Genomic DNA, 23,150 nt, shown 5'->3' with positions numbered 1-23,150 from the left:
AGAACCGATTGATAATTAACAAACTACTAAAAGTAACGGAGCTACTAAATTTATCATAAAAAAAACGCACATAGTAAATTATGTGCGTTTTTTCCTTTTAGATAAATTCTAAAACTAGACTTGCTTTTCGCAATCTGTATTGGCTAACCTAGACCTTTTTATTTTAAGGTTTTGAAATACAAGATAACAGATTCGATGTCCTGATCGGAAAGTAATCCTAGGAAAGAAGGCATCTCCCCTTCTCTACCTTTTACTACTTTCGCACCCGGATCAATGATGGACTCTTTGATATAGGCATCGTCTGCAGTGGCAGTAGTCCCATCTTTAAACTCTCTTTTGGCGCCATATAATCCTTTCACGCTTGGACCAATTTTTCCAGCTACATTGTCGTCAATCGCATGACAGGCGACACATCCGTATTTCAGGAATATTTCTTTCCCTTTGATCGCATCCGCTTTTCCTTCTTCTTTACCTGCCACCAAGGTAGGATCAAAGTTTTCGATCAGGTCTGCAGGGTTTAGACTTCCAAAGCCCTCCGCCTTGAGATTGGCTTCATTTACTGCATTTACAGTCATCCAAACCTTATCAGACCATGAAGTACCGGATACTGTTTTAAGGTCAAATGCTACTTCCATTTGCATTACAATGTCAATATTTGGAACTACAAGAAAAACAGCTTTCTTGTCTTCCGACAGGTGTGCAGCCAATACTGGCATATTTTCCTCACCTACTTCTCCATTCAATTGATAATGCCCTGAACCATATTTTTCTGTTCGCAAGTAATTCCATCTTTTGACTTGGTAGCTTGCCAAATCTGTGGCCGCAGCCATATCTAATTCTTGACCAAATCTTAATAATATCCCGCCTTCGCGGACTTTATAATCTACAGGCAGTAAACTTTCCTCACCCGTATACCTCAATCTTAAAAAGGCACTTAAAGCATCAGAATTGTGTCCCCATAAAGAAAAACCTGCGAAATAAACCAGACCATCTTTAGGGTTAACCGTACCTTTCATGGTAGGCGCTGGATAAATTCCAGGTATCACAGATGCTCCACCTTGTACGATGGAAGAGCTACTGTCCACTTTCACCAAAAACAATCCTGGTCTGCCATAAGACAAATGAAGCATTTGATCGTTGAGTGGGCCCATCTTATCAGACGTAACCCATATTTGACCTACTCCAGAACGGTCTGCACCGTGAGGAATCCAGGTTATTGGAGGAGTGGTTTCAGGAATAGGATCTCTATGGGCAGTGGCAGGAACACCAAAATAGTCTCCCTCTCTAATCAACATAATTGGTGTAGAAGGCATATAATGCCCTTGTTGATCAGAACCTGTAACCCAACCTTTTTCAGGATGAATCCCTAGGTAAGGTCCTCTAAATCCAGTAGCAAACTGACTAATACTTCTACCATCTGCGGAAACTTTAAGTACAGATCCATCATCATTTGAAGCTGATCTAAAACCCATTAGGGCTTTAGGGGAAGAGGCTTCAGGTCCCATATCCAAAGCCCCAAACTTGGCCACATAAAACCCTCCTTTTGGATCAGCCACCATATCGCTGGCCCATTCACGGGTTTCTATGGATTGTGCCATGATATTGGAGAAGTTTTCATAAAAATCAGCCACCCCATCACCATTCAGGTCATGTAGTCGGGTGATTCCATCCTTACCATATACGTAGATTTCACCATTTACAACTTCTATACTCTGCGGCTCATAGAGTCCTGAGGCAACTCTGGTCCATACCAAACGATCCAAGTCTTCATTTATGCCTGCTATTTTCCATACATCCCCTTCAAAGGTAACCATTACAGCCTCGGAATCGCTAAGAAAACTAACATCCACCATTCTAACATTTCGTTTCCAAGGATTTGGAACCGGTAAGGTCAATCGGTCTGTTACAAAAGCTGCGGTATCAGGCGAAACCTGGCCTTTGGTCAGCACTTCTTCTTCCCAATAAGGTGTGGTTCCGTTTTCAAAATCTGGAAGAGTAGACAATTCATTAGCCAATACTCCTGCAAATTTATCTTTTTCAGAAGCTGCCCCATTCCAAAGCATTAATTCAAAATCAACCGTAGTGGCATGTTCAGCAACTTCCACTACCAAATACCTATTGTCTTCAACGGAAAGCGTCACACCTTCACTACCATTGGCTAACCCCATGGCGGTCACTTTTTCCCCATGATAAACCAAAATCTGATTGTCAACCAATTCTACATTGCTGATATCGGTGATCTCAGCAGCCATTAGGAATGTCTTTTTATCAGAAGCTGCCATGGCAAATCTTCTGCTGAAAACGGGAAGTCCCTCATGAACCAGGCTACCCGGTAATTCATAAACAAGGGTATTCCCTACTGTATAAGATAGGATGACTTTGTCTTCTATTGGGTAAATACCTCCATATCTCCCTATCTCGGCAGGTATAGCACCCCAAGCAGGGCTTTCAGGGTGAGGTGATGGTTTTCTTGGGTCTTTAATCGAGGGCTGTCCAATAGACCAACCTGGGTAAGTTCCCGTAGCCAATTTTGGATCTCCTCCTATTGTTGGGATTTGATTCCCTTTATTGTGAAAATCTGCATAGGATACCTGAGCCATGGTTACCATTGGCATAAACTCTCCAGTCCAAGCCACCGACCAACGCAACATATCGGTATCGAAACATGCATAAGCATCATTCCCTAATTTAATGGCCAAAACGCGACCAGAAATATTGTTCTTAGGAAAACCTGCTCCCAACTCCCTGCCATCAAAGGAAGTGGTGATATAAGGAAAAGAAGGCTCCACAAATGGGGCAAAACTTTGTTCTTCAAAATTTACTGAAGTTATCAAGTTTTCCTTTTCAGCTTCACCACAGGCAGATAGCATTAATAATATTATGGAAAGCGTACCGAAGAAATTCCTTGTTTTCGGCCGTTTAAAAAAATACGTGGCAACAGTATCAGTGTGTTTCATTTCTAAGTTATGCAATTTAACTAATAGGTTTTCAAATTAAATTTAAGTTATTGGGCTGAAGACAACTACTGAAAGGACTTAAAATCAGTTATTCTTCGCCATTTCAAAATCAGGAATGGGTACAATTCCTGCAACTCGAATCTTTCAGTTTCCCAGTATTTATATAAACCGATCCAACCTTTTGGATATCCAGCGTTGAAATTACACCCAAAACCCTTAATTACAAAAAATAATATCTCACAGAAATATTAGGGATGTTTTTTAGTGATAGGGATAAATGGAGAAACTAGGTTATATATTGTACCTGTCCTTAAGTAAATTCATCATATAAACATTGATATCCCATTGATTGGCAATGGGCATTTCGGAAAAAGGAAGTGTTGGCATATAGGGAAAAGGGCCAAACTCTGTATTGATGGTTAAATCCCTGTTATTGGCCTTATGCAATTGCACAACCTTATCCCACCAATTGAGGTGAGCGGACAAGGCCTCTTCCCATTCGGGAGCGCGTGGATCATTCACCTGTGGGCCTTCTGCATGCCCTACCCTGCTGTGGATATGGTCGGTTCTTGAAATGGCCAGGTCCACCACCTCTTTCTGGTCCTCAAGTAAGGACTCATGTACATTGCACCAATGGGAAATATCCAAGCAAATGCGTAAGTCAGGCAAGTTTTCAAAATACTTTTTGGCAACAGGGGCAGAATACAAGCACTTTCCACGATGTGTTTCATGGGTAATGGGAATACCTGATTCTTTTGAAAGCCTATCGGCCAATTGGAAAAGTGGCAAATTGTCCTCAAAATCAAAATAATCCTTTCCTGTTTGACAGTTGATTAGAACTGGTTCCGCTGCTAATAAATGATTGAGATACCTTTCATAAGCATCTAAAAGGGCTTTTGGCTTGGTCTCAAAAGATTGAAAGTACTGGCCGATTAACTCCAGGTCATGATCTTTTAGAATAGCCAGCAAATTGTCCCTTTGCTTATTCTCCAAGGGAAGATCCATTTCCACCCCATCGTATCCTGCTTCTTTGACATTTGCACAAAACAGCTCAAAAGGTAGGGTATTTCCCCAAAGTGGGGCATAATTTTTTATAGTCATTTTAATTGGTGTTAATTCCATTTCTAATCCGGGGCCAATTTATAGATTTAACCCGGATTATGTAATAGAATTTCTCCGCCCTGACAATGGTCAGGGGTGATAGCCTGTCCCGTGTTTACGGGAAGTGTTGCAATCGCAAGAAAATCAGGCTGTTTGGAGATTTTAGCATAGCACCGCTATGGTGAAATTGAAAACAGCAACGAAGTGGCTGATTTTAAAGCGATTTCAGCACGTAATAGAATGTCTATTGCATATTTCGGGTTTAAGGAGTAGATAAAAAATTGATGTATTCCTTTTGCTATTGAGATTGAAAAGTGCAAAAAAAAGGGGAGTGCTAAAGAACAGTCCCCTTCAGTATATAGGCCTACTATAACCCGAAATGAGCAATAGGGTTTAAATTTGTCTTCCAACTATTTTGAAGCCATGGTATTGTCTTCTTTGTAAAATACACGCCAGATTTTCCCTGTCACAGAATCAGAGATGATCACCGTTCCATCAGGGGCAAGAGCAAGACCTGTAGGCCTGTGCTTCGCATCACTTGGCGCTTCAATTTTATCTACACCGGCAAAGCCATCCGCCAGAATTTGGTATTCTCCTGAAGGATCACCATTCTCGAAAGGTTGCATGGCCACGAAGTACCCTTTTTGTCCCAGAGGAGCCCTGTTCCAGGAGCCATGAAAAGCAATAAGGGCCGTTCCTTTATAACTTTCCGGAAATTGATCTCCGGTATAAAACAATAGATCATTAGGTGCCATATGGGCCTCGAAAGTTGCAATCGGGGCTACAGTCCCTTCACATCTATCCGAACTTTGCTTGTCCCCTCCATATTCTGGTGCCGTCAAACGCTTATTTTGCGCTCCATCAAAATAACAATAAGGCCAGCCAAAATCGGCCCCATCACTTAACCTGAACATCTCTTCTGCAGGTTGTTCAACGCTTTCTTCAGTTGTATACATGTCAGGAAACAAACCATTCAGCATGTCACGACCATGTTGCACTGCATACACATGTCCATCAAGGGGGTTGAACTGTAATGCAACAGCGTTTCTTATTCCTGTAGAATACCTATAGCCGTCTTCCATTTGGGTTTGGCCTATTTTTGACGCATCAAAACGCCAAACCCCACCATGTCTTTCTAATAATGGACATGGATCCATTGCTGGTGAGCCTTTTGTTCTATCTTGCTCCTGACAGGCATTGGACGGTGCACCTATATTCACATAGAGGTAACCTTTGTCATCAAAAGTGAAGGATTTGGCTGCATGGGATGTTTGTACAGGTAAACCAGAAACTATGGTGTCTGGAGCCTCTGCATTTTCAGGCAATAAATTGTCTCCAATAAATGAATACCTAAATACGGTGCTGTCATTGGAAGCGTAAAGGTTTCCATCATAGAAGGCCATACCAGTACCTCCAAAATCACTGAAATACTCGATTTCATCCGCCCTACCATCCCCGTCCGTATCTCTTAAGGCGGCAATTCCGCCTTGGTCATTTGCTTCCCGAAGGTTAACATAGATATCTCCATTTTCCCTAACTGCCAAATGCCTGGCTCTTCCCAGATCCTCGGCAATAACATAAGACTGAAATCCAGTACCCAGAATCAATCCACCTTTATCTTCATCTCCTATAAAGTAAGGATCATCTGAAGCAGTTTCTGTAGGGCTGCTACATCCCGAAAGCAGACAACTACTAAGGAAAGTAGCCAATAGTAAATTTGAATATTTCATGTTTAATTATGGTTTTAAGGTGGTTAATATTTAAATATAACGCTAAACATCAGTTGCTACAAATATTGTACCTTATATTTCCGTCAAAAAGCAAACCAAACCATGCCTTAATCATTAAATTTAGGCATTAAAAAAATGAAGTTTTACTTCATTGTAAACGGCTTATGCAAATATTTAGTGAATGAAAAACAGCCCCTCTCTTATTGCAACCTCTTGCCTGATAGTATTTCTATTGGGGTTAATTTCATGTCAAGAAAGTGCCCGTTTTACAGCTTTACCAATTTCTCATACCGGCATTGAATTTGAAAACACACTATTAGAGGACGAATTTTTCAATATACTTACCTATGAATATTTTTATAACGGAGCAGGTGTGGCTGCTGCAGATTTTGACAATGATGGCCTAGATGATCTTGTATTCACCTCAAATATGGGGAATTGTGAAATTTATGCCAATAAAGGTGAATTTGTGTTTGAAAATAAAACACCAGGTTCAGGGATAGTTACTGAGGGAAAATGGGCCACTGGAATAGCCATTGTTGATATCAATCAAGATGGCCTAAGGGACATTTACATCTGTTTTTCAGGACCCTATGGAGCGATAAAAAGAAAGAACGCATTGTACATCAATGTTGGGGATTTTAAGTTTATTGAAAAAGCAGCAGACTATGGCCTGGCAGACAATGGGTTTAGCACCCAAGCTGCCTTTTTTGATTATGACAGGGATGGAGACCTAGACATGTACCTGATGAATAACATGACTGATGAAACAGGGCCAAATATTATTCGTCCCAAGAGGATTAATGGTGAAATGCTAAACACCGACAAGCTTTACCAAAACAATGGAGACGGAACTTTCAGTGATGTCTCAAAAGCAAGTGGCATTACCTTGGAGGGATATGGATTAGGTTTGGCTATTGCTGATTTCAATGAAGACAATTGGCCGGATATAATGGTTAGCAACGATTACCTCTCCAATGACATTTTGTACCTGAACCAAAAAGACGGTACTTTTTTAAATGTGGCAGGAAAGGTATTTCAACACACCAGTTATTCAGCAATGGGCAATGATGTAGCTGATTTTAACAATGACGGGAAAATAGACCTTATAGAAGTGGACATGCTCCCGCCTACAAATTACCGTCAAAAATTGATGTTTGGCAAAACAGGACATGACCGGTTTACTTCTGAAATTAAAAGTGGCTATGAACCCCAGTTTATGCGCAATACTCTTCAAATGAACAGAGGAATTAATGACGTAGCTTTACCTCAGTTTTCTGAAATCAGCTTTTTGGCAGGAGTTTATGCTACAGACTGGAGCTGGGCACCCTTATGGGCTGATTGGGACAATGATGGTTGGAAAGATTTATTTATTACCAATGGCTACCCACGTGATATCACCAATAGAGACTTCGTTGATTACAGGTCAAATTTTCATCAATTAAACAGCAATGAAATTTTTGAAGAGCTAAAAGAATTGGAAGGCGCCTATCTTGGGAATTTCATGTTTCAAAATAACCAAGACCTTACATTTAAAGATGTATCAATAGATTGGGGCTTCGACAAACCTGGCTATTCCAGCGGCATGGTATTTTCCGACCTAAACAATGATGGCCAATTGGACCTTGTCATCAACAATACCTACAGCAAGGCTTTGGTTTATAAAAACAATGGTCAACGCAACACCAAAAACCAGTATTTAAAAATCCGACTGCGAGGAGACCAAGGGAACTTACAAGCCTTAGGAACAAAAATAAAACTTTATGCCAATGGCCAGGTTCAATATTATGAACATTATCTAACAAGGGGCTACCAATCTTCTATTACCGAAACCATACATTTTGGACTTGGAGACAAGCCACAAATTGATTCACTACTGATCCAATGGCCGGATGGACAAGTGAATCAATTGTACAATATTCCTAGTAAGCAGGTCATCACCATCGAAAAAAAGGAAATAGAAAAGAAACCTTCCAATTTTCGTCCATTTGAAGTAGTAAAAGACCTGACAGAAACACTACCCACTTTTAATCATCACAAAAAATTTTATGCTGATTTCAATCTACAACCCTTATTGCCTCACAAACATTCACAACTAGGACCAGGCATAGCAGTTGCGGACATTAATGCGGATCAGAGGGATGATTTTTTTATCGGTGGCGCTTTTGGACAATCAGGAGTGATATTTTCCCAACTGCAGGATTCGGGATTTAAAACAATCTCTCTTCCAGATGACAATAGCAATTTTGAGGACATGGGCGCTTTGTTTTTTGATGCAGACTCAGATGGGGACCTAGACCTGTATGTAGTTTCTGGTGGAAATGAATTTGAAGCTGGATCAGCACATTATCAGGATCGATTGTATTTTAACGATGGACAGGGTAAATATGAAAAAGCTCAGGCTGCCTTGCCGAATATTTCGTCAAGTGGCTCCTGTGTTACGGGAGCTGATTTTGATAAAGATGGCGATATAGACCTCTTCGTCGGTGGTAGATTGACACCCAATTCCTACCCATTACCAGGGACATCTCAATTGCTCCAAAACGAGAATGGTAATTTTACAGAAGTAGTTGATCAGCTAGCTCCTGGTTTGAAGAATATAGGCATGGTAACAGCAGCACTATGGACTGATTACAATGCGGACAATTGGCCAGATTTGATCTTAGTAGGTGAATGGATGGAAATCACTCTTTTTGAAAATCAATTGGGCAAACTGGTTTTGAAAGAAGGGCTACCAGGAATAGATGCAAGTTCGGGCTGGTGGAACAGTATTGCGGCAGCAGACATAAATCAGGATGGATTGACCGATTATATTGTAGGGAACCTCGGCTTAAATAGCAGGTATAAAACCAGTGTAGAAAGCCCTCTTAAGATCCATTGGGGTGATTTTGACAAGAATGGCAACTTGGAATCAATCATTTCCTTTGTTGAAAATGGGAAAAGATTTCCTATCCACCCACGAGAAGACCTGTTCCAGCAAATCCCCCAATTAAAAAAGAAATTTCCCGACTTCCACAGTTATGGAAAAGCTGAACTGTCCTCTCTCCTAGGAAAGGATTTCTTGGAAAAAACTAAAAACTCATTGACTGTTAATACCTTTTCTACAGCCCTCCTTTTAAATAGAGGAAACAAAGGTTTTGAAAGGATCGAATTGCCAAATATGGCCCAAATTTCACCTGTATTTGGCATTGAAGCAGGTGATTTTGATGCTGATGGGTTGATGGAAATATTTTTGGCTGGCAATTTTCATCAAGTTGAGGTGATTACTGGGTCCTATGATGCCTCCTTCGGTTTATTAATGGAAGTTGAAGGGGATGAGAAAATAAGGGTAAAAAAGCAATTAATTGGGCTGGGTGGAGATGTGAGGGCGGTAGCATCTGTTTTTCTAAATGCTAATAAGAGCCTATTTCATATTGCCAGTAAAAACAACCAACCTGCTCAATGGGTCAATTTACATGGAAAAAAAGTAATGGGGACTCCCTTGCCCGAGGTACCAGGAGCTAAAAAAGCCATGCTTTACTTTAAAAATGGTCGATTAAGGGCAAAGGAATTTTATTTAGGGTCGGCATATTTAAGCCAAAATACAAACCATATTTACCCTGAACCAAACCTTATAAAGGTTATCTATTATGATAAAGATGGTACCCTAATAAAAGAGCACCATCTTTAATTTAGTTCTTACCCCCTTAGTTACTAAAAATCAACCTATTAACAGGATTGGCATAGATTAAATACTCTATAATATTCCTGGTTAATATTATTCACTAATTCATCTTGGAAAAGTATCGCACCTCAAATCTGTTTTGGTTTTTACCTTTAAAAATTGGCTTTTTGTCCGTTCTTAGCACCATATTTTTCCCATCAATGGATAATATATCATAGATATTTACCAGCTCTCCATTACCATCAAAATACTTAAGACGCTTGTCCTCAATGGAAAACTTGTTACTTACAGAAGAATTTACCGCACTGGTGATTGCCTCACCAGTGGGTAAATATTTATAGGTTTCCTCTTGGTGCCAACCATGGCTAGAGAAATTGAATTGGTTATAGTGATAATAAGCAGAATCCAATCTCCATTCACCTATTATCTTTTGTTCGTAACTGGTCTCACATGAAAGGGTAAAACCAAAAATTAAGCAAAAGATTAATCCTGTTTTCAGCATTAATATCCGGGATTTTGGCTCAACACACCGTTACTCAAATCAATTTCTCTTTGAGGAATGGCAAAAAGATAATGTTTAGGCCTTTCAAAATTTCTCGGTGGCTTTAATGGCCCCAGATCTTTTTTATACAAGGCCACAATATCCACCAAATTGTCTTTATCCCAACGGATAAGATCTTGGTGACGCTGATTTTCCCCAGCCAATTCTACTCTTCGTTCATGGATCAGGTCTTCCATAGTGGCATTTGAAAGTTCAGTTCTGTCTGCTCTTTCTCTGACCGCATTGATTTCAGCATCTCCATTTTGACCTGATCTTATTTTGGCTTCTGCCACCATAAGCAAGACATCTGCTGTTCTTAAAATCGGATTATTGTGGCTCATATTTAGCCCTCCCTGAGGATTCCAAGAAGAGTATTTTCTAAAATGATAGCCTGTAGAAGAAAGGTCTGCGGTGTATTCTGTCACTCCCTTGTCTCCTCCCAAATCTACCATGTCTCCAGGTTTATAAACTGTATAATCCAGTCTGGGATCTCCATCCTCAAACTCTTCAATCAAATCCTGCACAGGTTCATGAAAATCCCAACCACCCCAAGGTCTTGGTGTAGTGTAAATAATATGGGTATTGTCCTGCCATCCTTGCAAACTTTGTATAGAAAACAATACCTCAGGATTATTTTGCGTTTCCACGCGGAAATTGTCCTGATAATTATCCGCTAATGGATAAGGACCATCTAAAACCTTCTGACCGAAGGAAATGGTTTTGTCAAAGGCTTTCTGGTACAGGTACAACTTGGCCAATAAACCATTGGCCGATCCTTTATTGGGTCTACCTAAATCATCCGCATCATGAGAAATGGGCAAAAGATCGGCAGCCTTTAATAAATCAGCCTCTATCTGTGCATGGGTTTCCTCCAATGATGACCTGGGTTTGTTGTAATTGTTTGCGATGACATCCTCCTCAAGAATTATAGGTACACCGCCATAGATAACAGCAAACCTCCAATACATAAAACCTCTCAGAAAATAAGCTTCACCTAAGGTCCTGTCTTTAAGTGTTTGATCCATGTTGATATCTGGAACATTTATTAAAACGGCATTGGCCCTGGAGATTACCTCATATTTGTGTCTCCAGCTATAATACAATTGGGGATTACCTGCATCAAAAGTAAAAGACTCTATTGCTTGGTCCTCGCCATGATCTCCTGCCCTGAACTGATCGTCAGAAGGAATGTCAAAGGTATGTTCAGCATGTCCGTAAAAGTCTTCCACCACTAGTGGCTCATACATGGCATTGGCAGCAGCTACAGCATCTTCTCCATTTCTCCAAAATTGTGATGAGGTAGATTGTCCATAGGGTGTAGTATCGAGTATATTGTCTTCACAAGCTGTAGTAATTAATACTAGCAACAAAAGAAGTTGAATTGAATTTTTCATATTCTTACATTAGAAAGTTATCGTTGTACCAATGGTCCAGCTTCTGGCTTGGGGATATTGTGCATAATCTGCATTCAATTGCAGATTACCATCTGTATACCCTAACTCAGGATCCATTCCCGAGTAGCCTGTAAGGACAAATACATTTTGTCCCGTGACATAAAACCTGGCCTTTGAAATCCCAATTCTGTCGGTAATTGGTGTGGGTAAAGTATAACCAAGCACCACATTTTTTAACCTAAGAAAATCTCCATCTTCCAAAAACAAGTCAGAAGTCCTGTGGTTTAGGTTATCTCTTTTAGTCGTCATTCTAGGTATTTCATTGCTTGTTCCTTGACCATTCCATCGATTGATGGTCTCTGCATACATATTGAAAGGGTAAGTTGGATCGATGCCTTGCATCCTGTCAGCATTGTAAATATCAAATCCAGCATTGCCAAGGAAAAATAAGCTTAGGTCAAAATTGCCATATCCTAACTGGGCATTTAAACCATATACCACTTTAGGATGGGGATTTCCAATGATTTCCCTGTCTGACTCATCAATGATTCCGTCACTGTTTAAATCCAGAAACTTCACATCCCCGGGTTGTATCAATCCGCCAGTTTTTCGTGGATCATTGGCAATGTTAGGGTCATTCTGAATCTCCTCGGAACTTTGGTATAATCCATCTGCTCTCCACCCATAAAAACTTGCTATTGGTGACCCCTCATAAGTTCTTGACAATTCCTGACTAGACCTGCCGTATAATCTGGAACCTATAAAATTACCATCTACCAATTTGGTGACTTCATTTTGAATAAAGGAAGCATTTCCACTCAAGGTATAGGTAAGTTTCCCTTGGGTTTCTCTAAATAAAACCTCCACTTCGAGTCCCTTATTTCTCAACTCACCAAGATTTTGGTTGGGTATCTGTGCTGTACCTATGGATCCAATGGTAGGAGGAGCTATAAGCATGTCCTTGGTGTCTTTTATAAAGTAATTGAAATTGGCTAGCAATCGATTGTCTAAAAACCCTAAATCCAAGCCAATATTTGTCATTTGGGCTGTTTCCCAGGTAATCCCAAGGTTTGGCACTCTAGTTTGTGCGGCTCCTACGGTTTGATTGCCCCCAAAAGAATACCTTCTTCCAGAACTTATTAGGGCCAAATATTGTAAACCAGGAACATTTTGATTGCCCAAGCTACCCCAACCACCGGTCAGTTTCATATTGGAAATAAAGCCAACATTTTGAAAGAAATCCTCTTCCGAGATTCTCCAACCAAGTGAAAACGCAGGAAAATACCCCCAGCGATTTCCTGGTGCAAATTTTGAAGACCCATCACTTCTAAAAGTGGCTGTTACCAAATAGCGTTCATCATAATTGTAAGTAGCCCTACCAAAATAGGAAGCAAGCGCATCATACGATTTCCCTCCATCTATTCCATTCAAAGTTTGTCCCACACTTAAAAACCTTTGGTCAAATGATTCATCCAGAAAATCTCTTTTGCTAGCACTGAATCCATCTGAATTAAAGGTCTGAGTAGTATAGCCGCCTACGAAATTAAATTTGTGCAAATCATTGAATACTTTATCATAAGAAACAAAGTATTCTGCCAATACTGAATAGTATTCATTATAACTTCTTGAAAGGGAATTTATAGAACTGGCCCTTATCTGGTCATTGACAATAATATTGAAATTATAACCATCACTAATGAAGCCATCCAGACCAAAATTAACCCGAAATTTCAACCCTTCCATTAGCTCATATTCAGCATTTAGATTGCCTAATATTTTGTGGCTTGTATTGTTATTGTCTTGTGTATTTTGGGTGAAAATCGGATTGTTAATGTCTCCAAATTCTCCAGAAATTTGAGAGGAGCTATAAGAACCATCTGGATTCATTACAGGCAAGCCAGGATGGAAACGTATTGCGCTCCATAAGACACCCGTTTGGGCCGAAAGGGTATTAGGACTCCTTTGATTGACGGAAACAAGCTGCAGGTTCTGACCTATCTTAAACTTATCGCTGATCTTGTGGTCAGAATTTATTCTAAAGCTTAGACGCCTAAAGTCAGAATTAGAGATCATCCCTTCTTCTTTAAAATATCCACCCGCCAGCATAAAAGAAGAATTATTGTTCCCTCCCCTAAGGGTAAGATCCACATTTTGTGTTGTGCCTTGGCCAAGAAGTTCCTCTTGCCAGTTGGTCTTTTGCGTTTGGTAAGCTGAATTTTCCCAAATGGGGTTGATCGCTAATCCATCGTTGGTATACCGCTCTCTTTTGAGGCTGGCCAATGTCGGGGCATCCAACACATCGATGGTCTTGATCGCATTGGAAATGCCGGTGTAACCATTCAACTCAACTTTCAAGGGTTGGTTAAAATCACCTCGTTTGGTAGTTACTATAACTACCCCATTGGCTGCTCTTGTTCCATATATTGCAGAAGCAGAAGCGTCTTTTAATACTTCTATGGATTCAATATTGTTTGGATTTACATCATTAAGGTTTCCCCCCGGTACCCCATCAATGATTATTAAAGGGTCTGCATTGTTAAGTGTGCCCGTTCCTCTAATTCTTATAGATCCTTGGTTTCCCGGGGCTCCTCCATTTCTAACCACATTGACACCAGCAGCCCTTCCTTGCAATGCCTGTGCGGCTCCGGATACAGGTAAATTCTCAAGGTTATCCCCTTTTATTGAAGATACAGCACCTGTTACATCTCGTTTTTCCTGTGTACCATACCCTACCACCAATACCTCATTGAGAGAGGATTCATCCTGAACCATTTGCACATTCAGTATGCTTTCATTTCCAATTGTGATAACTTGTGTTTTATACCCTATAAAGGATATCACCAAGGTGCCATTTTCCGGTACATCAATGGAGAAATTACCATCAATATCTGACACTGTACCTTTGGTAGTTCCTTGTAGGGTAATGGTAGCTCCTGGCAATGGTGCTCCTGTTTCATCCACAACAGTACCTTTAAGGTCTGCCATAACAATATTTTCTAGTACCACTGCTGCGGCCGAAATAGGCCGAACAAGAATTACTAAAAAAAGAAGTGGGGCAAACACCCAAATAATAGAATGTATGCTCATTTTAGGAATAGTTTTTTTCATAGGGTGTATATTAGACGTTAGTTTTATTTGGATTTATAGTCTCAATCATTTGAACTGCTTATAAGACAGTCTAGTTCTTTTTATCAATTGGCTCCTGTTGCTAATTCCTAGATTATGTAAAAAAAATCGATGTATTTATTTAAGAGTCGATAAAAGAAAATCCATTTTTTATAATGGCTTTGCCTCAATCCCACCCAACCAATTTCTTAAGTTTCTATCAAATTTAAAACCGATTAAAAATTGGATAATAAATTTTGTGAAAAATTATCAAATCATCAAATTAATTCGTTAAAATAATATTATTAAAATATTATTAAATCATAAATCCACATTTGAAAAATCAAACAATAGAATTTAGTTTGGCTAATCCAGATAGGTTCTCGCTTACTAAGATTAATCTTTAAACCTCGAATTTTCATAAAATATGGATAGTTACAATCCTATTGAAATGAGGGAATGTCTCCATTGAAATATTTCATTTAACTCTAAAAAATCAAAAGACCAATTGCTCGTTTAATATTCACAAAAAATCGTAATGCAGATAATATTCAAAGACTTACATTAAAAAATATCACTCTAACAATTGTTTTTTTTCCACTTATCCTTAAGAAGTCTAAATACAAAGAGTTGGTTTACAGCTATTTAAATTGATTCTATCTACCTATTAATGTATTTTTATATTGAAACTTAAACCAGAAAATTATGTCTATTAGATTAGCGAGTAACTGCAATAACTGTGAAAATTTAGATGCCAGTGGTGTATGCAAAGTTCATGGCGTAAAAGTCAATAATAGCTATACCTGTGATACTTTCGAAATGAAGGCCGCATTAAAGGACAATAGAAACTGTGATTCCTGCTTAAGGTATGAAACAGATGATTGTGCCAATCCTCAGAAAGCGGCTCCTGGAATGCTCTGCTCCCATTGGGCACCTCAAAGCGCCAATGCTTAGGAATACATAAAACATAGTACAAAAAAGGTCAGCATTAAAATGCTGACCTTTTTTGATTTTATGAAGGAATTTAGTGCCTTAAAATCATATTAAGGGGTTAATTAAAACCATTATTTATATGAGTTAGATGGAATAGGTAATAGAGTGTCTCCTGAATATTTCGGGCTTCAAACAAACCTGATACTTTTTAATCAATCCGTTCAAATTCCACCCACAAAGGGAAAATACTTTTTCCTCCATTCATAAAATGAGGCGTAACACTGCCTTTGTAATTCTTCAAATGAACATTCTTCAATTCAATCACATCGGTAGGCATTTGATTCATTTGCGATTGGATGATTTGTGTTTTGGTTTCCAGCATTACTTTACCTGCCTTTTTCAGCGGTTCAATAAACTTATACCGGATATTGTAATTCCCCTCAAGAATTTCAACATTCCAATAACCATAAATATCTTCTTGTGTCCAGATGCCTCTTTGTCCGGAAGCGTCATTGCGATTCAATATTAGTGGATTCTCATATTTTGTTCCAATTATTGGCATATGGTCCTTCATCAAGTTTGGTGAATTAGTCAACTCATCAACCATTTGATCCATAGCTCTTTTTAGTTCTTTTGCCTTCTCAGGATGGCTAGCTACCATGTTATCCAATTCGTAGGGATCATTTTCCAAATGGAACAACTCGAAGTCTTTTGGCGCAGCATCATAGCCAATATTCCCCACCAATTTATATGGGCCTTTTTGAATGGCTATGTTCTCATACAATTCGGGTAGCTTTCGTGTCCAGTAAAAAAACAAAGGTCTCTCCTCAAAGGCCGCTTTATTTTTATTTTTCCCTTCTAATAATACCGCAAAACTAAGCCCATCTATTTCCCTGTCATTAGGTACTTTTGCCTGACATAACTCAGCCAAAGTAGGCAATACATCAATATGCGCCAGGGTAGCATTTACCTCTTTGTTTGGTTTTAATCCATCGGGATATTTGATAAGAAACGGAACCCGCACTCCTCCACGGTAAACGTTCCCCTTCTTCCCTCTCATGCCAGCAACATACCTGAACTGCTGCGGCCCATTGTCTGTCATAAAAATAAGGATGGTATTCTCTGAGATGCCCATATCCTCCAACTTCTGAACTAGCTTCCCTATATTGTCATCAATATTGGAAACCATTGCATAGACTTTTCTAGCATCTTCTTTGTCTTTTTCACTCATTTTAGGCATTGGCATTCCATTACCCCCGAAGCCTGATGCCGGATCAATGTCCTTGTATTTTTGGTAATATTCATCGGGTACCTGTAAAGGAGTGTGTGGCGCATTAAAAGCCAAATACAAGAAAAATGGTTTTTCCAGACTTTGATTTTCTACAAAACGAATCGCTTCATCGGTAAATATATCTGAACAATAACCCTGAAATGACTTCTGCTTGCCATTGGACCAGAGCGTAGGGTCAAAATAACTGCGGTCTTTCTGAAAATAAGTCGTGAAATCTCCAGGTTGCCCCATACCTCCGGCAAGGTGAATCAACGATTCATCAAAACCCTGATCACCTGGACGGAAAGGATAATTGTCTCCCAAATGCCATTTTCCAAATGCTCCAGTTTCATAGCCTGCATCTTTAAGCATTTCAGCCAGAGTGATTTCTTCGGTAGCCATGGTTGCTCCACCATTATAGGTATCCCTGACCCCTGTACGTAAGGAATACCTGCCTGTCATTAGACTTGACCTGGTAGGTGCGCAAACTGGGGAAACATAAAAATTATTTAGCCTAACACTTTCTTTTGCCAATTGATCGATCACAGGTGTCTTTACATGAGGGTTCCCTGTAAATCCAAAGTCACCATAGCCTTGGTCATCTGTAATTATTAAAATTACATTGGGTGGATCTTTTTTCGTTTGCTCCAGACTTGCATGCACCGAAGTACTGATGAGTACAATGAAGAGAAAACAAAAGGTATTGAAAATTCTCATTTATTTTTAGGGTTTATCAATGACAAGATTCGTTTATCAATACTTTTCTAGCTGATTTTCCACAGGCACAATTCCAGCCTGGTGCTCGGTCAATGCCTTTCTTATATCAGCGATAATCTCAGGATGGTCTTCAGCAATATTAAATCGCTCCCCTGGATCTACATTCACATTGTACAATAATGGGGTTTCTAAAACCGTGGCTTTGTTCTCTACAGTCACCGCTGGAAAGGTCACCGGATGTGCGGTTGGGTTTCCATATTCAAGTTGAGTAATGAAATGGGCTTTATAATCTCCTTTTCTTACAGCAAATACTCTTTGACCTCGGTAATAAAATACAGTTTCTCGCTCACTTTTCCCGGTACCTTTGATAAGCCCAGAAATATCATAACCATCATAAACACGGTCATCAGGCAATTGAGTCCCTGATATGGCGCAAAAGGTGGGCAATAAATCCATGGTAGTGGCCATGTCTCTAACTACACCAGGTTTGATTTGTGCTGGCCACCAGAAAACAGTTGGCTCTCTCATACCCCCTTCGAAAGTTCCTCCCTTAGCTCCTCTTAGTAAGCCAGACGTTCCACCATGGGTTCTGAAAGTGTGCCAAGGTCCATTGTCAGAAGTAAAGACCACTAAGGTATTGTCGGCGATACCTTCTTCTTTTAGAGCAGATAGGACCTGACCTACAGACCAATCTATTTCCTCAATAACATCCCCATAGATACCTCCTAGAGATTGGTCTTTAAATGCTGCAGACCTAAATAATGGGATATGGGGGAGATTGTGTGCCAAATAAATGAAAAATGGACCATTTTTAAAATCCTTGATTTTAGACACTGCTTCCTCTGTATATCTTTTGGTAAGGGTTCGCTGATCAGTTGGGCGCTCCACTATCTCCTTATCTCTCATTAGGGGAACATTGTACCCTTCATACTTTTCATTCTCAGTAAGTGTAAAATGATCAGTTTTCTCCACCTTATCCATGTCATTGGAATAAGGAATACCAAAATAACTATCAAAACCATGATCTGTAGGCAAGAAGGGAGATTTATGCCCCAGGTGCCATTTTCCAATGGCAGCTGTTTGGTAACCATTTCCTTTTAAGGCCTTGGCAATGGTGATCTCCGATTGAGGAAGTCCTCCATTTGAATCGGGGAAAAGTACCCTTCTGTTGTCACTGCTCATTCCAGAACGAATTGGCAATCTTCCAGTTAGTATCCCCGCTCTACTTGGGGTACAAACCGGTGCAGCTACATAGAAATTGGTCCACTTTTGTCCTTCATAAGCCATCCTATCTAAATTAGGAGTATTTATCGATGGGTGTCCAAAAACACCAAGATCTCCATAACCCAAATCATCTGCAAAAATCACTATAATGTTTGGTGGATCCTTTTTTTGCCTGGCTTCAGTTAGGCTTATTGAGCACACTAAACAACTGAAAAGTAAACCTAAGAGTAATTTAAGATTAAAGGGTTTCATATTTTTGACTGGGTCTAATTTGGGTAATAATAATATGGTTCTAATCCGGCTTCTGCCAGGGTACTTTGCCACCTTCCTGAATACGGGACATTAAATAAGCATTTAATTTTTGAAAAATGGTATTGTTATCCGCTATAATATTGTTTTCTTCAAAAGGGTCTTCTTTTAAATTATAAAGTTCCATAGGCTGAAAAGGACTATTTTGCAGCAATTTCCAATCTCCCAAGCGAAGGGCATGGTAAGCTTTTCCTCCATACCTAGTCCCACCTTCCCTACGGACAAAATACAAAGGTCGGGCATCCTCTTCCATGGTTTCGCCAAGAAGTGTAGGCAAAAAGCTTCTTCCGTTGATTTTATGCGTGATGGATACCCCTGCGATTTCCGTAAGTGTTGGGACAATGTCCATGGAAAGGTTTACTTGATCTGAGGTAGATCCAGCCTGAATTTTTGCAGGCCATGAAATTGCCGTAGGCACTCTTAATCCTCCTTCATACATGCTTTGCTTGCCATCACGCAGGGGACCATTATTGGCCAAGTCGGGAAGGTGGCCTCCATTGTCACTTGTAAAAATAATTAAGGTATTTTCATATTGGCCGGATTCCTTAAGGGCATTAATCACCTGTCCGATACCGTCATCTAGGTGTTCAATAAAAGCAATCAAATTGGCCCTTTTCTCAGGCAAACCAGGTTCTCTCTTTTTTACTTTATCTACCCATGCTTTAGGAGGTTGTACTGGAAAGTGAGGGGCATTGTAAGCCAAATAAAGAAAAAATGGATCTTCTTCTTTTCCTCTTTCTTTAATATAATTCACTGACCATTCGGTAAAAAGGTCTGTAGCATGACCTCTTGGATCTATGGTTTCCTCGTTTAATCGCATATAGTTTTCACCATGTCTCCTGTGGGTCAAGTAATCATCCATCATGTCTTCCAACCAACCATGAAAGTAATCGAAGCCATGGTCATTGGGTAGGTTGGGGTGTTCCAATCCAAGGTTCCATTTTCCTATATGTGCTGTATGGTATCCACCTTTTTTCAGCATTGCAGGCAAAAGAATTGTTTCAGGATTTAAATAGCCCCAATTGTTAGCTTGTTTGGACCTTACCAAACCAGGCACACCAACATGATCAGGGTATCGGCCAGACATCAGTGATGCCCTGGTAGGAGCACAAACAGGTGAATTGGCATAGAAAAAATCCATCTGCATACCATCATTTCTAATGGCATCTATATGCGGTGTTTGAATGTCCTGAGTTCCATAATAGGATACGTCATGGTACCCTTGATCATCCGTAAAGATGAGCAGTATATTGGGCTTATCAGATTTCTTATTGGTTTGTGCCTGCACTACTGCACTTCCTAGTAACAGGAAACTTAAGCATAACTTCTTCCATTTAAATAATCTCATTTTCAGTCTAATTGAATTCATTTTTTAATTATTTGTCCATGAAAAATCTCTCCAATCCATCGCTTCTTCTACAATTTCCTGGTTCAATTTGATCATTTCCTTTATCATTTTTTCAAATACCTCTGGATTTTCGGCCGAAACATCCTTAGTTTGTTTTGGGTCATTCCTTAAATTATAAAGCCTAAAATTCTGCAATTTAGTCTCTTTAATCATTCCAATATACGCTTCCTGAAACATATTCCCCCTAGGAATGTCCAATTCGGGATCGGCAATTAGGTTCCAAGGTCCTTCCCTGATCACAGCTATTGGTCGAGAGGGAGGGTAAAACCAATAAAGTGGTTTTTGTCGTTCAAAACTCTTCTGTTCAAAAATGGGCAATAGGCTTGATCCATCAATTGTGATTTTAGGGTCTATTTCACCTCCAATAATTTCTTTAATTGTTGGGAAAATATCAACAACTCCTGCAGGTCGGTTTTCAATGGTACCTTCGGCTATTACACCTGGCCAGCTAAATATTCCAGGCACCCGTATTCCTCCTTCCCAAAGGGTTGTTTTGCCATTGGCTAATTCACCGTTACTACCACTTCTGCCTCTATAGCTTCCATTGTCTGACATAAAAACAATAAGTGTCTGCTCAATAAGTCCCTGTTTTTCCAGCTCCATCAAAACCCGACCAATTGCGGCATCCATGTTTTCAATACTGCCATAATAGGCCGGTAAATCGGTGTCCTGGTGCTTTTCCAAATATACATCCGGTGCCGCCACTTTTTGGTGGGGCTCATGAAACCACATGTTAATGAAGAAAGGCTGGTCCTTTGGTCTTCTTTCAAGCCAGTCTATGGCCTCATCAGCCAATAAATGGGAGGAGTAGCCTTTCACCTCTCCCAAGGCAAGGCCATTGCGAACAAAGTTGTCAGGATTGTGGTGAGAAGGGATCGCGTTATTCCCTGTTGCTATCCAATGGTCAAAACCCTGGTCTCCTGGATTTGGTCCTGGTCCGGCACCCTCTTCCAGGTCATAGCCTAAATGCCATTTGCCAATATGCGCGGTAGCATAACCTGCTTGTTTTAATAATTCAGCCGTGGTAAATTCTGTCTTGGCCAAATGCATTTTATGCGAAGTATGAATCCAACTGTAAATGCCTGCCCTCACCGAAGAACGACCAGTCATCAAAGCCGCTCTTGAGGGTGAACAAACTGCTGAGCCGGCGTAAAAGTCAGTGAACCGCATTCCTTTGGCAGCCAGCTTGTCAAGATTTGGTGTAATTACCTGAGTACTTCCATAGCAACTTAAATCCCGGTATCCAAGGTCGTCAGCCAAAAGAAGTAGAATATTCGGTCTTGACTGGCCTTGCGCAATTAGCCCTGCACCAGAAACTAAAAAAGCTATGAGCAAATTTACAATGTATTTAATCGGCATGGGTTTGTATGGTTTTCTATTCATTATATAGTTTTCATAGCTGTAACCGGACCTACCTCTTTTTCCCAATCCTCCAGTTTTTTAAGGAGGTCTTTTACAATTTCTGGCCTTTCTTTGGACAAGTTATGTAATTCCAATACATCCTTATTGAGATTTATCAACAGGGTATCTTTGTCTGATAGAAGTAATTTCCACTCCTTATGTCGAGCAACTTTTTGATTCCTGTATCTCCAGAATAAATCTCTATCCTCAATTGATTTATTGTGCAAAAGGTGCTTGGAAAGGTCGACCCCATCAAATTGTAGCTTTTCGGAATAAGAATCTTGGCTCATCGCAAGCAGTGTTGGCAATACATCCATGCTAAGTACAGTGGCAGAGGATTCTCTTGGTGTGATTTTCCCTTTCCAATAAGCTATACCCGGAACACGGTGTCCTCCTTCCAGAAGGTTTCCTTTTTGCCCGCTCAATTTGCCATTGTTTCCAAAGATCTCTGCCCCGTTGTCCGATATAAACAATACTAAAGTATTTTCTTCAATACCATTTTTTCTTAAAGCATTTAAAATTTCCCCAACACCTTCATCCATCACCTCTACCATTTCATTGTACACTTTTACAGTATCCTCCACAGGTCCATGGTAGCTAAATTTCTTGCCAGGAAATCTATAGGCAGGGTTATTTCTACCTTGAAATGGCACATGTGGGGCTTCATGGGAAACATACAAAAAGAAAGGTTTTTCCTTATTTTCATTTATAAAATCTACCGCATGCGCACTGATCAAATCAGTCGCATAACCCTCTTCATATATTGAATCTAAGTTATGCCACCAATCATAAATGCCTGCGTTGTCATAATGCGAATGGTAATCTACATTGCCACTCAAATACCCATAAAAAGTATCGAAGCCATGATAGACGGGATTATACTCTTTTTGATATCCTAAGTGCCATTTTCCCATGATTCCAGTCGCATAGCCTGCTGTTTTCAATAGTTTTGCTATTGACACCTGACTACTGTCAAGGCCTACCTCTCTTGTCTCCCCTCTCACGTAAATAACTCCTTCCAAACCTGCTCTTTGCTGGTAATTTCCCGTCAGCAATGCTGCCCGAGTTGGTGAACAAACAGGGGCGTTGGAATGAAAATCGGTGAATCGAATGCCTTTTGCTGCCAGGTAGTCAATATTTGGTGTACGAAGACGTGGATCACCATAGGAAGCAAGACCTCCAAAGCCCAGGTCATCAGCCATGATGATCACAAAATTAGGCTGTACTTTTTCTTTGGTAGCTGAGTTACTGCAACTGCTTAAAATCCCAGCCAATAAAAATACCCAAGTAGCATTTTTCAATACATTCATTTTAATTGTTGTTAACTTACAATTCAAGTATTTATTGATTTTAACCCAGACCATGAGCTATACTTTTTCATGGTCCGGGAATAAAA

General features: G+C 40.0%; 13 protein-coding genes. 2 read left to right on the top strand and 11 right to left on the bottom strand.

Going from position 1 to position 23,150, the window contains the following annotated elements:
• Positions 1–158: 158 nt before the first annotated feature.
• The 3 genes from CA2015_RS17855 to CA2015_RS17845 form a co-directional block, all read right to left on the bottom strand.
• Positions 159–2,957, bottom strand: a complete 2,799-nt coding sequence (locus CA2015_RS17855) for a DUF6797 domain-containing protein (protein ID WP_084011877.1) — start codon at positions 2,955–2,957, stop codon at positions 159–161.
• Between the two features lie 291 nt (positions 2,958–3,248).
• On the bottom strand, positions 3,249–4,058 hold the full coding sequence (locus CA2015_RS17850) for a sugar phosphate isomerase/epimerase family protein (RefSeq protein ID WP_048644599.1): 810 nt from the start codon (positions 4,056–4,058) through the stop codon (positions 3,249–3,251).
• Positions 4,059–4,468: 410 nt separating this feature from the next.
• A complete protein-coding gene (locus CA2015_RS17845) occupies positions 4,469–5,788 on the bottom strand; it encodes a PQQ-dependent sugar dehydrogenase (protein ID WP_048643129.1) in 1,320 nt (439 codons plus the stop codon).
• A gap of 181 nt (positions 5,789–5,969) precedes the next feature.
• Here CA2015_RS17845 and CA2015_RS17840 point away from each other — a divergent pair, with 181 nt between their 5' ends.
• Positions 5,970–9,458, top strand: coding sequence for a VCBS repeat-containing protein (locus CA2015_RS17840; protein ID WP_048643128.1), 3,489 nt, complete (start codon positions 5,970–5,972; stop codon positions 9,456–9,458).
• Between the two features lie 94 nt (positions 9,459–9,552).
• On the opposite strand, the gene CA2015_RS17835 is transcribed toward CA2015_RS17840, so the two are convergent.
• The 3 genes from CA2015_RS17835 to CA2015_RS17825 are packed head-to-tail and all read right to left on the bottom strand — an operon-like array spanning position 9,553 to position 14,495.
• Positions 9,553–9,954 (bottom strand): hypothetical protein, encoded by a 402-nt coding sequence (locus CA2015_RS17835; RefSeq protein WP_048643127.1) that lies wholly within the window; start codon positions 9,952–9,954, stop codon positions 9,553–9,555.
• A complete protein-coding gene (locus CA2015_RS17830) occupies positions 9,954–11,387 on the bottom strand; it encodes a RagB/SusD family nutrient uptake outer membrane protein (protein ID WP_048643126.1) in 1,434 nt (477 codons plus the stop codon). The genes CA2015_RS17835 and CA2015_RS17830 overlap by 1 nt, the downstream gene beginning before the upstream one ends.
• Before the next feature lie 9 nt (positions 11,388–11,396).
• The gene (locus CA2015_RS17825; protein ID WP_048643125.1) at positions 11,397–14,495 is read right to left on the bottom strand and encodes a SusC/RagA family TonB-linked outer membrane protein; all 3,099 of its coding nucleotides are present in this window, start codon (positions 14,493–14,495) and stop codon (positions 11,397–11,399) included.
• Between the two features lie 702 nt (positions 14,496–15,197).
• Here CA2015_RS17825 and CA2015_RS17820 point away from each other — a divergent pair.
• Complete coding sequence (locus tag CA2015_RS17820; RefSeq protein ID WP_048643124.1) at positions 15,198–15,446, top strand: hypothetical protein; 249 nt, start codon at positions 15,198–15,200, stop codon at positions 15,444–15,446.
• Between the two features lie 187 nt (positions 15,447–15,633).
• Here the strand turns inward: CA2015_RS17820 and CA2015_RS17815 are convergent, their stop codons facing one another.
• Genes CA2015_RS17815 through CA2015_RS17795 form a run of 5 tightly spaced genes read right to left on the bottom strand, consistent with a single transcriptional unit; the run spans position 15,634 to position 23,064 of the window.
• Positions 15,634–17,412, bottom strand: coding sequence for an arylsulfatase (locus CA2015_RS17815; protein ID WP_048643123.1), 1,779 nt, complete (start codon positions 17,410–17,412; stop codon positions 15,634–15,636).
• 36 nt (positions 17,413–17,448) lie between these two features.
• Positions 17,449–18,888, bottom strand: a complete 1,440-nt coding sequence (locus CA2015_RS17810) for a sulfatase family protein (RefSeq protein WP_048643122.1) — start codon at positions 18,886–18,888, stop codon at positions 17,449–17,451.
• 40 nt (positions 18,889–18,928) lie between these two features.
• Positions 18,929–20,293 (bottom strand): sulfatase family protein, encoded by a 1,365-nt coding sequence (locus CA2015_RS17805; protein ID WP_053086757.1) that lies wholly within the window; start codon positions 20,291–20,293, stop codon positions 18,929–18,931.
• A gap of 24 nt (positions 20,294–20,317) precedes the next feature.
• Positions 20,318–21,736, bottom strand: a complete 1,419-nt coding sequence (locus CA2015_RS17800) for a sulfatase (RefSeq protein WP_205749780.1) — start codon at positions 21,734–21,736, stop codon at positions 20,318–20,320.
• Positions 21,736–23,064 carry a sulfatase-like hydrolase/transferase gene (locus tag CA2015_RS17795; RefSeq protein WP_048643121.1) on the bottom strand — a complete coding sequence of 443 codons (1,329 nt, stop codon included), beginning with the start codon at positions 23,062–23,064 and terminating at the stop codon, positions 21,736–21,738. Before CA2015_RS17795 ends, CA2015_RS17800 begins: the two co-directional genes overlap by 1 nt.
• Between the last annotated feature and the right edge of the window lie 86 nt (positions 23,065–23,150).

The organism is Cyclobacterium amurskyense, from assembly GCF_001050135.1.
Classification (GTDB): domain Bacteria; phylum Bacteroidota; class Bacteroidia; order Cytophagales; family Cyclobacteriaceae; genus Cyclobacterium; species Cyclobacterium amurskyense.
The sequence above is the reverse complement of the archived record's forward strand: the minus strand, read 5'-3'. Positions and strand labels throughout refer to the sequence as shown.

What these genes read in the sequence shown, in the direction of transcription:
- CA2015_RS17815 (WP_048643123.1), bottom strand. Translation starts at nt 17,412, where the DNA reads ATGAGAATTTTCAATACCTTTTGTTTTCTCTTCATTGTACTCATCAGT.
- CA2015_RS17845 (WP_048643129.1), bottom strand. Translation starts at nt 5,788, where the DNA reads ATGAAATATTCAAATTTACTATTGGCTACTTTCCTTAGTAGTTGTCTG.
- CA2015_RS17810 (WP_048643122.1), bottom strand. Translation starts at nt 18,888, where the DNA reads ATGAAACCCTTTAATCTTAAATTACTCTTAGGTTTACTTTTCAGTTGT.
- CA2015_RS17805 (WP_053086757.1), bottom strand. Translation starts at nt 20,293, where the DNA reads ATGAGATTATTTAAATGGAAGAAGTTATGCTTAAGTTTCCTGTTACTA.
- CA2015_RS17850 (WP_048644599.1), bottom strand. Translation starts at nt 4,058, where the DNA reads ATGACTATAAAAAATTATGCCCCACTTTGGGGAAATACCCTACCTTTT.
- CA2015_RS17820 (WP_048643124.1), top strand. Translation starts at nt 15,198, where the DNA reads ATGTCTATTAGATTAGCGAGTAACTGCAATAACTGTGAAAATTTAGAT.
- CA2015_RS17855 (WP_084011877.1), bottom strand. Translation starts at nt 2,957, where the DNA reads ATGAAACACACTGATACTGTTGCCACGTATTTTTTTAAACGGCCGAAA.
- CA2015_RS17840 (WP_048643128.1), top strand. Translation starts at nt 5,970, where the DNA reads ATGAAAAACAGCCCCTCTCTTATTGCAACCTCTTGCCTGATAGTATTT.
- CA2015_RS17795 (WP_048643121.1), bottom strand. Translation starts at nt 23,064, where the DNA reads ATGAATGTATTGAAAAATGCTACTTGGGTATTTTTATTGGCTGGGATT.
- CA2015_RS17825 (WP_048643125.1), bottom strand. Translation starts at nt 14,495, where the DNA reads ATGAAAAAAACTATTCCTAAAATGAGCATACATTCTATTATTTGGGTG.
- CA2015_RS17835 (WP_048643127.1), bottom strand. Translation starts at nt 9,954, where the DNA reads ATGCTGAAAACAGGATTAATCTTTTGCTTAATTTTTGGTTTTACCCTT.
- CA2015_RS17830 (WP_048643126.1), bottom strand. Translation starts at nt 11,387, where the DNA reads ATGAAAAATTCAATTCAACTTCTTTTGTTGCTAGTATTAATTACTACA.
- CA2015_RS17800 (WP_205749780.1), bottom strand. Translation starts at nt 21,736, where the DNA reads ATGAATAGAAAACCATACAAACCCATGCCGATTAAATACATTGTAAAT.